This window comes from Lelliottia jeotgali (assembly GCF_977070485.1).
The window spans coordinates 12,415-24,694 of sequence record NZ_CDRVFO010000025.1 but is presented as its reverse complement, the minus strand read 5'-3'; the positions used below and the strand labels follow the sequence as shown (position 1 = coordinate 24,694).

Here is a 12,280-nt window from a genome sequence, read left to right as displayed (position 1 = left end):
CGGTTACAGCATGCTGATCACGCCGCCTGAGCCGACCCGCTGCCACGGCAGGCCCAGCACCAACGCCTGGAGTTGCTCGCTGTCGAGTTCGACCTCACAGCCGTGGCGAATTCCGGGCCAGTGAAACTTGCCTTGATTCAGGCGCCGCGCGGCAAGCCAGACGCCCACGCCATCGTGCACCAGCACTTTCATCCGGTTAGCACGGCGATTGGCGAACAGATAAGCGCAGTGCGGCTTCGCCGCACCGAACACCGCGATCACCCGGGCCAAAGCCGTTTCGGTACCGGCGCGCATGTCCATCGGCTCGGTGGCCAGCCAGATTGCATCAATGCGGATCATTGAGCGACAGCCCGGATAAATTGCGCACAGCCCTCGGGATCCGAGGCTGGCCATCTCACTGTGATCAATTGGCCGGCCATGGGCAACTCGATGATCACTGAGGCTTCGGCTGGCCGTTTAGGTGCGGCTTTTAGCGGAACGAACGCCGGTAGTGAAGTCGCTGCGGGCTGGTCTCGATAGAGCGGCATCCATTTGCGGATGACATTGGCATTGATGCCGTGGCTGATGGCGACACTCGATACGGTTGCCCCAGGTTGCAGGCATTCCTGAACGACCTGGGCTTTGAATGGTTTCGGATAAGAGCTTCGTTGGCGCATGGAAATCCTGGCGATAAGGGTGATCGCGTCCGCTTAAAAATACGCGGACACCATCGCCCTAAAAGCTGGAGTTCGTAAGGTGAGTTCACCGGACGCTTACTGTTGGCTGCCTGCAAGCCTGCGTATTCAATGATACGGTCTCGATTTGATCTCGCGACCTGGGCAAGCGCTGAGGCTTCGTGGATAGCGAGGTCGGAACACAGGCCTTGGTGGTAACAGCTCAACAGATAGCGTATTGCGGACGCCGCAGCTACGCCATTCCCTGGGTCTAGCTTCAGCGCTGCCAATCGGGCGTCATGGGCTTCACTGAAGCGGAAGCTTCCTTCCAGCTGATTAGCAAGGTTCGTCCAACTCTGTGTGCGAATGGCATCTGCAGCCTCAGTGTTCTGAGCCACGTGCCAGAAGTAGCCACGGGCTTCAGCCCGCAGGGCCTTGGTAGATTCGAGGTGGGTCTAGCCGATCACCTTCTTCGCTGGTGAAAGCCGCTGCACTGATTATTGCCGTGGCCAGGTTGAACTTCACATCAGGGGTTGGGAAGGTCGAATGAAGCTCTCGGTACAGTGCAAGTCCTTCCTCAACAGCGTCGCGCGCCTGAATCAACACACCTGCGTTTACCAGAGCCGCAGCCTGAATAACCTTAAGGTTTGGCGCCTGTGGGCCATCAGCGACGATTCTTCGCGCTTCCCTGATTGCTGCACCTGGATCGGTGTCCTCCAAATGGTTCAAACGGGCCAGCAGCTCTTGGAAATCGTAATTCGCCAAAGGTAACGCCTCTGCAGTTGGAATATGCCAATAAGAAGCCGTGCCACACGCCCTACCCTAAAAACAGCCTCGTCAGCACGTTGCCTAATACTCTCGCCTCCTGTGAGGTGCGCCTAAGAGTGGTCGGTTGCCGGCAGATGAGCACCTGCCAGGACACCGTCACGAGGCAGTTCACTTACCCCGCTGCGATCGAAAGTGGCACCACCCTATTGGCCACCTGCTTTTGGCTGAGGTAGCGGGTGCAGCTCACCCTCAAGAACGAGGCAAAATTCACCACTTCTCCCCGGTAATCCATGACTTCCTCGTACAGCTTAGCGATGAGTTGGTTCGTGCTGACACCATCCGCTGAAGCGATCTCGGTCAGGATGTCCCAGAACTGGTTTTCTAGACGCAGGGTGGTGACCACGCCCCGGATGCGCAAGGAGCGCGAGCGCGATTCATAGAGAATCGGGTCTGCCTTCACGTACAGCTCACACATGATGCCTCCGCTGGTTTCACCTGGCTAAGTCGCGTCGTGGGCATATGCCCACACCTGAAGCTACCTTCCCAAGGCATCACGCGGGTAATACACCGCTATTACACGTGCCCATTTCGCTGCCGAGGCGCACGTAATAGCCACTTATTACCCACCAGATTTTCATTCTGCCATCTTGAGTGCATAACAACACCACAGGAAAGCCTGATAATGTCGAAATTCCTCCACACCATGATCCGCGTAGGTGACCTGGATGCCTCCATGAGTTTCTACGGACAAGCATTCGACCTGCAGGAATCCCATCGCCTTGAGTTCGACGATTTCTCCCTCGTGTACCTGCGCGACCAGCAAAGCGGCGCCGAAATCGAACTGACCTGGAACAAGGGCCAAGACAGCTACACCCACGGCAGTGGCTATGGCCATGTCGCCTTCGCAGTAGAAGACCTTGATCTCCATCACGCTCGCTTGAGCGAAATAGGGCTCTCACCTGCCCCCATCAAGGAATTCAAACGTGGCGAGGAGATGCTCGCTCGCTTCTTCTTCATCCAAGACCCCGACGGCTACAAGATTGAGGTGCTGCAGCGCGCCGGCCACTACCAGTAACGCAACCACAAGCATCAGACGCCTAGGCGTCGTCTATCAATACAGCGCGGAAAAACGCCACTCCCCAACAAAGCAGCACCCGTGATGTCAGGCTCCTAATAAAAACAACAAGGAGAACAGCATGCAGGATATACAAGCCAGCCGCCGTAGCTTTCTGAAAGGCAGCGGCGGAATTCTCTTGGGCACGTTGCTTTTCACCTCCGGCCCCATTGCCCTGCTCGCCCCCAGTAAAACCTGGGCGCTCGAGATGAAAATGCTGAACAACGATCAAGCCGCACGACTGATCGTTGTGGTGCGCCGGATCTACCCTCACGATCAGATGGAAGACGCTGTGTACGCCTTTGCGATCAAAGCACTGGACGACCGCGCCGTTACTGACCCCTCCATTCTTCCCCTGCTTGAACAAGGTTTGAACGAGCTGGACAAGTCTGCCGACGGCGCCTGGCTGAATCTGGATGAGCCCCGCCAATTGGCCTTGCTGGAGTCCATCCAGACCACCCCGTTTTTCACCCTGATCAGATCAGTATCGGTCAATGCTCTTTACAGCAATGAACTCGCCTACCAGCACTTTGGCTACGAGGGCGCCTCCTTCCCCAAAGGCGGCTACTTGATGCGCGGCTTCAACGATCTGAAATGGCTGCCTGCTGCCCCTACCGAAGCCAGTCCCCCCGCCTTTTCCTGAGGATGCGTACATGACTACATTCAATTTCGACGACGACTCGGTAGTGGTGATCATCGGCTCTGGTGCGGGTGGCGGGACACTGGCCAATGAACTGTGCCAGAAGGGTATTCCAGTCGTTCTGCTGGAAGCTGGACAGCGCCAATCCTCTGCCACATTCATCAATGACGAATGGCCTTCATTCGAGCAATTGTCCTGGGGCGATACTCGCACTACCTCGGGCTCGTGGCAGATCGCCAAGGACTTCCCGAATCTCCCCGCCTGGATCTGTAAAACCGTCGGTGGAACCACCACTCACTGGGCAGGTGCCAGCCTTCGATTCCAGGAGCATGAATTCCGAGCGCGGCAGACCTACGGCGACATCAAAGACGCGAATCTGCTCGACTGGCCACTGACGCTTGCAGAATTGGAGCCCTTCTATGCAAGGGCAGAAGACAAGATGGGCGTGACGCGCACCAACGACATTCCTGGACTGCCGGGAAACAACAATTTCCAGGTGATGTACAACGGTGCTCGCAAGCTTGGTTACAAGAAATGCAGTACCGGCCACATGGCGATCAACAGCCGTGCTCGCGCAGGACGTGCTCAATGCATGCAACTCGGATTCTGCTTCCAGGGCTGCAAGATGGGGGCAAAGTGGTCAACGCTGTACACCGAGATTCCAGCAGCGGAAGCCACAGGTAAGCTCGAGCTCCGCACGCAGGCGCACGCAGTGAAGATCGAGCACGATGCCAAGGGACGCGCGACTGGAGTGGTCTACGCGGATGCGCAGGGACGACTGCAACGCCAGAAAGCGCGTCTTGTTGCGGTCGCAGGCAATGCCATCGAAACGCCCCGCTTGCTGTTGAATTCGACCAGCACATTGTTCCCTCATGGGATTGGCAACGGTTCAGGGATGGTTGGTAAGCACTACATGCGCCATACCACCGGCTCAGTGTTTGCGGAGTTCAAGGATCCGGTGCACTTCTACCGCGGCACCATCATGGCCGGCCTAATCGGTGATGAGGTGCACTTCAATCCCGACCGAGGCTTTGTCGGTGGCTACGAGATGGAAACCATCTCGCTCGGCCTTTCCTTCATGGCTGCGTTCTTCAACCCCGGCGCCTGGGGGCGCGACTTCACCCGCGTCATGGACAACTACACGCATCTGGCTGGCATGTGGCTGGTCGGTGAGGACATGCCCCGGGAAACCAATCGCATCACCCTGAGCGATACCGTCAAAGACCGCTTCGGCATTCCAGTGGCCAACGTGCACTACGACGACCACCCCAACGATATCGCCATGCGAGAGCATGCCTATCAGCAAGGTAGTGCGGTCTATGAGGCCGTCGGAGCACTGAAGACGCATCGAGTACCACCCTACCCCTCGACTCATAACATGGGCACATGTCGCATGAGCCACAAGGAAGCTGATGGCGTCTGCAATAAATACGGGCAAAGCCATGAAGTCCCGAATCTCTTCATTTCGGATGGCAGTCAGTTCACCACCAGCGCAGCCGAGAACCCTACCCTGACGATCGTCAGCCTCGCGATCCGTCAGGCTGAGTACATTGCCGATGCCTTAAGGACGCATGCGGCATGACTACTACTCCCGACAACCGTTTGGAGATTTGCGCTCTCCCGGCATTCACCGACAACTACATCTGGCTTCTGGCTGATCACTCAAACCAGGCCTGTGCAGTCGTAGATCCAGGTGATGCCGGGCCAGTTCAAGCCTGGCTGGCTGAGCATCCTGGTTGGGTGCTCACTGATGTACTGATCACTCACCACCACAGTGACCATGTGGGCGGTATCGAGAAGCTGAAGTCTGCGTTCGACCTTCTCGTCCATGGCCCGGAAAACGAGCCGATCCCCTATAGGGATCGGCCACTCAAGGATGGTGATCTGATCCAGGTATTGGGACGTACCATCAACGTGATCGGGGTGCCTGGCCATACTTCCGGACACTTGGCTTACCACCTGGTTGGTGAGAATGTGCTGTTCAGCGGCGACACGCTGTTCAGCGCCGGTTGTGGGCGCCTGTTCGAGGGTACGCCGCTGCAGATGCTGACCTCGCTCGAATGCCTTGCAGCGCTACCGGAGCAGACGCAAGTCTACTGTGCACACGAGTACACCCTCTCCAACCTGCGTTTTGCATTGGCTGTTGACCCAGACAATCAGCAAATCGCCGAGCGCTTGGCCGAGGTCTGCGAAATCCGTGACCGCGGTGAGTGCACCTTACCGACCCGAATCAGCGTTGAGCGTGCATTTAACCCGTTCCTCCGCGTACGGGAAGCGAAGATCGTTGAGGCTATCGAACGTCACGCGGGGCTGACCATCAGATCCGCCGAGGAATGCTTCGCTGCAATGCGCAAGTGGAAAGACAATTTCTGAACAACAACAAGAGGATCATCTATGAGAAAAACACTGCTGATTGCCGCTACAGCCTTCATGATTGCTTCTGCCCAGGCAGCTCAAGAGCCTGAGGCCGTATTCGCAAAATCCTGCGCCATGTGCCACAACGGCCAACTCCCAAACGCGCCCAAGAAAGGTGATGCAGCTGCGTGGAAACCTCGCCTTGCTCAAGGGCAAGAGGCACTACTCAAAAACGTAGTGAATGGATTGAGTGTCATGCCACCACGTGGGCTCTGCAGTGACTGCAGTGACGAAGACCTCGTGGCAACGATAGGCTGGATGTCTCGCTAACCGATAGGAAAATCGAGCCGCTATAGGACAATGGGGCATCCACAAAGGTCAGCCTTGCTGTTCTGGTGATTTTAGACATGATGCGCCTAAACTCGACAGCCGCCGAGCTAGTGTGCTGTTCGCGAAATAATTTACCTGCCGCATGCAGCTTCAAGTACCTCACGCGCCCGTTGGATTTTGCTCAAAATCTCCTCTCCTTTAGCGTTCCAAACGTACCGGGTCGGCTGAGCATTGCGTAACGCCATGAACGCTGTAATGGAGCTTTCCAACTCGCGAACTGAGGCAAAACTGCCGTCGCGCAGGTACACCGTGATGTCTCGAAAGAAGCGTTCAACCATGTTCATCCATGAGCTGGAGGTCGGCGTGAAATGAATATGAAAGCGCGGATGCTTTGCTAGCCAGGCCTTCACCGCAGCATGCTTGTGGGTCGCATAGTTATCGACGATCAGATGAAGCTGGAGGTGCTTTGGCGTTTCTTTATGAATCTTCTGAATCCGGCGGGGCCAGATAGAGCCCGATCACATCCCAGAATTTCTCCTCGAACTGAGGATCATTGGACAATTTGAACATCCGCGTCAGGTGAGGCTTCAGATCATTGGCAGCCCACAGTTTATGGACTGTGGTCGAAGAAATACCCGCCGCCTTTGCCATGCTCCGACAGCTCCAACGCGGTTCGCCAATGCGAGGTCGGGTGACCTGTTCCAAGACCCGGCGAACCGTCTCCTCAGGCAAAGAGGACTTGCGCCCGCGCCCCGGTTTGTCGACCAGTCCGTCCAGCCGATGTGCCTGGAAGCGCTGGCACCAGTCGGTAATCGTTGGGCATGAAAAACCGGTCAGCCGTGCGATGTTGTCACGGGTTTCACCCTCGGCAGCCAGCAGAATAATCCGTGCTCGACGGCCTTCGCGCTGAGGGATCGTTGCAGAGCGAACTCGTCGCTTCAGTTCGGCTTTTTCTTCGGGGCTAAGCGTGATGTCCAAGGCACTCACTGTCAGCTCTCCAGGGTAGGGATGGCGCTTGAAGTGTAGCCGAACTACTCAGGAACTTATTTCGCGAACAGCACACTAGGTGCATCATATTATGCAAAATCGCCTATCGTTTGTCGTATCGATTGGAGCTAGTCAAGCAGTTCTGAAACCTCACCATCTTGATATTTGAGCCCGTCACACCAACTGCTGATCGTCCCAAGAGCTTCCACAGGACGCATCTCGCCGTTTGACACATAGCTAATATGCAGCTTGTCCCGTGCGCGCGTCATGGCCACATAGAGCTTTACAACATCACCTGCTTTACTATCTTCATCGGCGCGAAGGGTAGCGTGTGGTTCGGACATGGTGGATGCCAGAAAAACAGTTCCAAACTCAAAACCTTTAGCACTTTCTACAGTAGACACCCGAACTCCTTCGGAGTCGATTTAGAAATTCCCTTTAATGTCAATGCACGGAATATTAGCAGCCTTCATTGCTGTCATAATTTCATTTCGGAAAATTCGGCTACGTGAGATTACGCAAATATCTGACAGGGCAGAATCACCATGAAACTCTCTCAAGCTGGCAACCTCGGATAACACGTGCTCGAGTTCAGCTTACTTGGAGCGACACCTAACCAGCGCGGGTCGTTCTCCTCTCCGAGTCGCAAAATCTGGCCGCAACGGTTTCTCTTGATTATCCTCATCAATGTCGGAGAACTCATGATTGCTAATCACCAACACAAGCGGCCATACCCAAGCCTAGACCAAGAATTGCCCGTATTCGACACCCGCATACATGGTGTCAGAATCAAACACCGCATCGAGCGCGAATGGCATATCAGGATCACCAGCGCTTTGTACTGCTACCGCAACTGGTTCAACTGCAGCCTCACCTGGCGAAGCTCAGCCCTGGAGCACATGCGAAGAGGCTTCGGGGTGGCGGAGCACTGGATGCCGCACCAGCTGTCCGCTCAGCGGCTTGCCGACATGGCCAATCCCTCGGCAAGGAGATCGGGCCTGAGGGTGACAAGTTGTGGGTGGGTCTCCCGCTGGTGGTCCACCGCAGGTGCGACCGCCCCATGTTCGAGGTCGCCAACCGCATCGCCTACTCCGGGGGCATGGTCTACGGTACCTCCCCGAGGGTATCCGGCACCCCGCTCACCCTCCCGTCGGGGTGGGTACAGGTCAGCGGTACCTCCCAAGGCAACTGGGTACCCTCCGAGGGGCGGGCGCTGAATCGCCTGGTCACCCTCCTGACCCTCGAGGGGGTAGACCCGAAGTCCATCGCGGTGGTCACCCCCTTCGGTGACGTGGCCCGGCAGGTAGCCGGGAGTCAGCTGGCAAGGGCAGGGGCCACCTGCGGCACGGTCCACACCATGCAAGGAAAAGAGGCCGCCTGTGTCGTGCTGGTGCTGGGGGGGAACGCCGATCCCCAGCGACCAGGTGCCAGGGAGTGGGCCGTCTCCAAGCCGAACCTCCTCAACGTTGCCGTTACCCGAGCCAAACAGCGCCTGTACGTGATCGGCGATCGCGCGGACTGGGCGAAGCGGCGCTACTTCAACGAGATCATGGACCTGCTGCCAATGGTCGATGTCGAGGCCGCGCTGGCGGCGATGGAGGGCAGCGCTTCGGTACCGGTCGTTGGTGGCGGCGCCCGCTCGATCGGCGACCGGCAATAGGCTCTGGTACGGCCGCACGCGCTCAGGATGGGGCCCAGGGCTTGGCCAGGTCCCATTCCCCTCAGATGGAGCAAATGCCGCCTAAACAGCGCGCCTCGCATGAAAACATTGCACCTGTACCTCGAACCAGTCGACGCCGGTGCAGAGCGGGGTGCGATGACAGAATGGTCGCTCGGTAGATTCGCCCGCTGGAGCTGCTTCTGCACAGGCAATGGTCTCACCACCAGGAGCTGTCATGAGCAATTCGATCGTTCGCCCTGTCCTCGCGGCGCAGCTGACTTTCTGCCCGATGTGCGAGTACTGGGGATGAAGTGGCAAGCCAAGCGGAACGCAGCTGGCCAGGTCGTCCCGCGGTGCTGGGTCACCGATAGCGGGTATACCGTCGCCGAATGCCGAGTGCCCCATCCGCGCTTTCCCATCACCAGGCCCGGCCAGGCCTATCCGTTCGCCTATGCCAGCGAGCGGGATGAGGTCGTGAGGGCGATAGAGCAAGACATGATCGCGAATACGGACTTGATGGACAGCGACTGAACAGCCTCGTAGCCTCGACGCCAGTTTTACAAGCATGATTCGTCTCGACGCATGATTGGCCACCGCCGGCTCGTTTGCCCGCCTCACCGTTTCCCAGCTAGACCGTGCTCCCCGCAAGGTGGTAACCACTCAGGGCAGGACTGCGGTAGCTATGACACGCCATCGTGTCCTGCCCTGCCGCCAGCAGCTCGCTTTGGACGCGTCAGAGGACTTTTTTGCGTGTATGGCGATCCGAATTACAGGCGCTCCAGGGCGTGATCATCAGGAGAATCACAATGTGTAGTCACTATGAGGCTCCAACGCCCAGGCAGTTAGCTGCGACCTTTGGCTTGGGGAGCGAGAGTGATCAAGGCAAGCTCGATCTATGGCCCGGTTATGTGGGGCCTTTCCTACGCAGAGCGGAGTTGAACGACGAAGACAGCCGCCCCATCGAGCTGCTGACCGGTGCGTTTGGGTTGATCCCACACTGGAGCTGCAATTTATGTTGGGTCAATCGCCTATCGACAACAGAGAAACTGCCTATTTGGCCGGTCGGAATCACATAACTCAGGCCGCAAAATAACCTGCGTTATGTGTTGGAGCACATAATGCCGGCTACAAAGCAAGCTTTCAGCAAGGCATCACCGAAATCGGCTGCATGGCCCATGCCCGCCGCAAGTTCTTCGATCCGCATGCGACGAACAAAAGCCAACTGGCCGAACAGGCGCTGCACTCAATTGGCGGGTTGTATGAAATCGAACGGCAAGCGCGGGAAATGACCGACGAGGATCGCTGGCGAATACGTCAGGAAAAAGCGGCGCCCCTTATCGACGCACTGCATACCTGGATGCTGGCCCAGCGCGACCTTGTGCCCGAAGGCTCGGCTATCGCCAAAGCTCTGGATTACAGCCTCAAACGCTGGGGCGCACTGGCTCGATATATCGAGGACGATGCTGTGCCCATAGATAATAATCCAGTGGAAAACCAGATACGGCCGTGGGCACTCGGCCGCTCCAACTGGTTGTTCGCCGGTTCACTGCGCAGCGGCAAACGAGCAGCGGCGATCATGAGTTTGATCCAGTCGGCGCGCATGAATGGGCATGATCCATATGCCTATCTCAAAGATGTGCTGACGCGGCTGCCAACGCAGCGTGCCAGTGAGATTGATCAACTGCTGCCGCATCAGTGGGTGCCGGCCTGAGTCACGCAAGGTGACTTCGGCGGACGCTTACCTTGAAAGAGCTATCTCGCCCGGAGTGCAGAGCAAGCAGGACAGGTACTTGATGAGCGCGGCTATGAACCCTGAACGTATCGGTGACACAAATTGAATAAAAAAGCCGCGCGGGATCACCGAGCGGCTGATAAAACATTCAATAGAGGCAGATCGATGACGTATCGCCCACTCTGGCAAGAGAGGCAGGTCAAAGGACGCTCACCTATCTTTTACGTGAAGTTGCAGGCAAGTCCGTGCAACTGCCATGGGCGACTTCTGCCGCCAACCCTACGGTTTCACCCAATGTCGGATGAGGGTGGATGGTCTTACCGATATCCAATGCTTCGGCGCCCATTTCGATTGCCAGGCAAACCTCACTGATCAGATCGCCCGCACCGGTTCCGACGATGCCGCCACCGACCACCCGATGCGTCTCGGCATCGAACAGAAGCTTGGTAAAGCCTTCATCACGACCGTTGGCAATCGCACGTCCGGACGCGGCCCAAGGGAAAACTGCCGACTCAACTGTGATGCCTTTGTCCTTGGCTTCTTGTTGAGTCAGACCGGCCCAAGCCACCTCTGGATTGGTATAGGCAACGCCCGGAATCTGCAACGCATCAAAGCGGCTGCGAGCCAGTTCAGCATTGTTCGAGGCTTCACCTGCTGCCACTTCAGCGGCGACGTGCCCTTCATGAACAGCTTTGTGAGCCAGCATGGGCTGACCGACGATGTCGCCGATCGCGAAGATATGCGGCACGTTGGTGCGCATCTGCTTATCAACGGCAATGAATCCGCGCTCACCTACGTTGATACCCGCCTTGCCGGCATCTATCTGGTCACCATTGGGCTTTCGGCCCACTGCAACCAATACCAGATCATAGCATTGCGGCTCGGCAGGGGCTTTTTCACCCTCGAAAGTCACCCAGATACCCTGCTCGCTAGCCTCGGCTTTCACCGTGCGGGTTTTCAACATCACGTGATCGAACCGATGGCTGTTGTGCTTTTCCCAGACCTTCACCAGATCGCGATCAGGTCCTTGCATTAACCCGTCCATCATCTCGACCACATCGATGCGCGCACCCAGGGCCGAATACACGGTGGCCATCTCCAGGCCGATAATCCCCCCGCCCACCACCAGCATGCGTTTGGGCACGGCCCCGAGTTCCAGGGCACCGGTGGAGTCGACGATGCGTGGGTCCTGCGGCATAAAGGGCAGCTTGACGGCCTGGCTGCCGGCAGCAATAACACATCGTTTGAAGCGAATGACCTGCTTGTCACCTGTCTGTTTCCGACCGGCATCCGAAGTGATGGCGACCTCGATATGGTAGGGATCCAGAAAACGACCATACCCACGCACAACCTCGACTTTGCGCCCCTTGGCCATAGCGGCGAGCCCACCAGTCAGTTTGTTAACCACGGACTCCTTGTGCGTGCGCAACTTGTGAATATCAACATTGCTGGCACCGAAGTCGATCCCCAGTGACGCCAAATGCGGTACTTCCTCCATCACCGAGGCGATATGCAACAACGCTTTGGAGGGGATACAGCCAACGTTTAGGCATACGCCGCCAAGCGAGGCATAGCGCTCCACCAACACAGTTTTTTGCCCCAGATCCGCCGAGCGGAAGGCGGCCGAGTAACCGCCAGGACCACCACCCAGGACGAGCACATCGCATTCAAGATCAACGCTGCCGGCGTGGGTAGTAGCCACTGCGGACGCTGGCGCAGGCGACGCGAGACTCGCAGTCGCAGTCGCAGATACTGAAGGCGTTGCTAAAGGAGGCGGTGCAGGTTGGACAGCCACCTCATTCGACTCCAGCCTCAACAACACTGCGCCTTCTGCCACTTTCTCGCCGACTTTGACCAACACTTCCTGAACCACGCCCCCAGCAGAAGAAGGGACATCCATCGTCGCCTTATCGGATTCGAGCGTGCAGATAGCGTCATCGACTGCAACCACATCACCGACTTTGACCAGCACCTCGATTACCGGCATTGCGGCAGCATCGCCGATACTCGGCATCTTCACTTCAATAACCTGACTCATGGG

Annotated in this window: 13 protein-coding genes and 2 pseudogenes; 8 read left to right on the top strand and 7 right to left on the bottom strand. The window is 57.3% G+C overall.

The features are described from left to right. Positions 1 to 3: 3 nt before the first annotated feature. From tnpB to ACW4TB_RS25545, 4 genes are all read right to left on the bottom strand, one after another. The gene (gene tnpB, locus ACW4TB_RS25560) at positions 4 to 339 is read right to left on the bottom strand and encodes an IS66 family insertion sequence element accessory protein TnpB (RefSeq protein WP_003189483.1); all 336 of its coding nucleotides are present in this window, start codon (positions 337 to 339) and stop codon (positions 4 to 6) included. Then, positions 336 to 656: an IS66-like element accessory protein TnpA gene (tnpA, locus tag ACW4TB_RS25555; RefSeq protein WP_009681580.1), complete on the bottom strand. Its 321-nt coding sequence runs from the start codon at positions 654 to 656 to the stop codon at positions 336 to 338. Before tnpA ends, tnpB begins: the two co-directional genes overlap by 4 nt. Positions 657 to 1,073: 417 nt before the next feature. Then, positions 1,074 to 1,418, bottom strand: coding sequence for a hypothetical protein (locus ACW4TB_RS25550; protein ID WP_154211951.1), 345 nt, complete (start codon positions 1,416 to 1,418; stop codon positions 1,074 to 1,076). 175 nt (positions 1,419 to 1,593) lie between these two features. Next, complete coding sequence (locus tag ACW4TB_RS25545; RefSeq protein ID WP_009681578.1) at positions 1,594 to 1,896, bottom strand: ribbon-helix-helix domain-containing protein; 303 nt, start codon at positions 1,894 to 1,896, stop codon at positions 1,594 to 1,596. 207 nt (positions 1,897 to 2,103) lie between these two features. On the opposite strand from ACW4TB_RS25545, the gene ACW4TB_RS25540 reads away from it, so the two are divergent. From ACW4TB_RS25540 to ACW4TB_RS25520, 5 genes are all read left to right on the top strand, one after another. Next, on the top strand, positions 2,104 to 2,496 hold the full coding sequence (locus ACW4TB_RS25540) for a VOC family protein (RefSeq protein WP_009681577.1): 393 nt from the start codon (positions 2,104 to 2,106) through the stop codon (positions 2,494 to 2,496). Positions 2,497 to 2,617: 121 nt separating this feature from the next. Beyond that, positions 2,618 to 3,178, top strand: coding sequence for a hypothetical protein (locus ACW4TB_RS25535; RefSeq protein ID WP_009681576.1), 561 nt, complete (start codon positions 2,618 to 2,620; stop codon positions 3,176 to 3,178). 10 nt (positions 3,179 to 3,188) lie between these two features. Continuing rightward, the gene (locus ACW4TB_RS25530) at positions 3,189 to 4,757 is read left to right on the top strand and encodes a GMC family oxidoreductase (RefSeq protein WP_009681575.1); all 1,569 of its coding nucleotides are present in this window, start codon (positions 3,189 to 3,191) and stop codon (positions 4,755 to 4,757) included. Beyond that, positions 4,754 to 5,548, top strand: a complete 795-nt coding sequence (gene gloB, locus ACW4TB_RS25525) for a hydroxyacylglutathione hydrolase (RefSeq protein WP_455828653.1) — start codon at positions 4,754 to 4,756, stop codon at positions 5,546 to 5,548. The genes ACW4TB_RS25530 and gloB overlap by 4 nt, the downstream gene beginning before the upstream one ends. A 21-nt stretch (positions 5,549 to 5,569) precedes the next feature. Next, the gene (locus tag ACW4TB_RS25520) at positions 5,570 to 5,860 is read left to right on the top strand and encodes a c-type cytochrome (protein WP_009681572.1); all 291 of its coding nucleotides are present in this window, start codon (positions 5,570 to 5,572) and stop codon (positions 5,858 to 5,860) included. Between the two features lie 131 nt (positions 5,861 to 5,991). On the opposite strand, the pseudogene ACW4TB_RS25515 reads toward ACW4TB_RS25520, so the two are convergent. Next, positions 5,992 to 6,847, bottom strand: a pseudogene (locus ACW4TB_RS25515) (IS630 family transposase). A 128-nt stretch (positions 6,848 to 6,975) separates the two neighbouring features. Continuing rightward, a complete protein-coding gene (locus ACW4TB_RS25510; RefSeq protein WP_455828665.1) occupies positions 6,976 to 7,272 on the bottom strand; it encodes a 3'-5' exonuclease in 297 nt (98 codons plus the stop codon). A gap of 386 nt (positions 7,273 to 7,658) precedes the next feature. Between ACW4TB_RS25510 and ACW4TB_RS25505 the strand changes: the two genes are divergently transcribed. From ACW4TB_RS25505 to tnpC, 3 genes and pseudogenes are all read left to right on the top strand, one after another. Beyond that, positions 7,659 to 8,507, top strand: a complete 849-nt coding sequence (locus ACW4TB_RS25505) for a DEAD/DEAH box helicase (RefSeq protein ID WP_455828654.1) — start codon at positions 7,659 to 7,661, stop codon at positions 8,505 to 8,507. Between the two features lie 99 nt (positions 8,508 to 8,606). Continuing rightward, positions 8,607 to 9,038 carry a hypothetical protein gene (locus ACW4TB_RS25500; RefSeq protein WP_455828655.1) on the top strand — a complete coding sequence of 144 codons (432 nt, stop codon included), beginning with the start codon at positions 8,607 to 8,609 and terminating at the stop codon, positions 9,036 to 9,038. Between the two features lie 589 nt (positions 9,039 to 9,627). Then, positions 9,628 to 10,218, top strand: a pseudogene (gene tnpC, locus ACW4TB_RS25495) (IS66 family transposase); the annotation flags it as partial. 235 nt (positions 10,219 to 10,453) lie between these two features. Here the strand turns inward: tnpC and lpdA are convergent. Next, complete coding sequence (gene lpdA, locus ACW4TB_RS25490) at positions 10,454 to 12,277, bottom strand: dihydrolipoyl dehydrogenase (RefSeq protein WP_455828656.1); 1,824 nt, start codon at positions 12,275 to 12,277, stop codon at positions 10,454 to 10,456. Between the last annotated feature and the right edge of the window lie 3 nt (positions 12,278 to 12,280).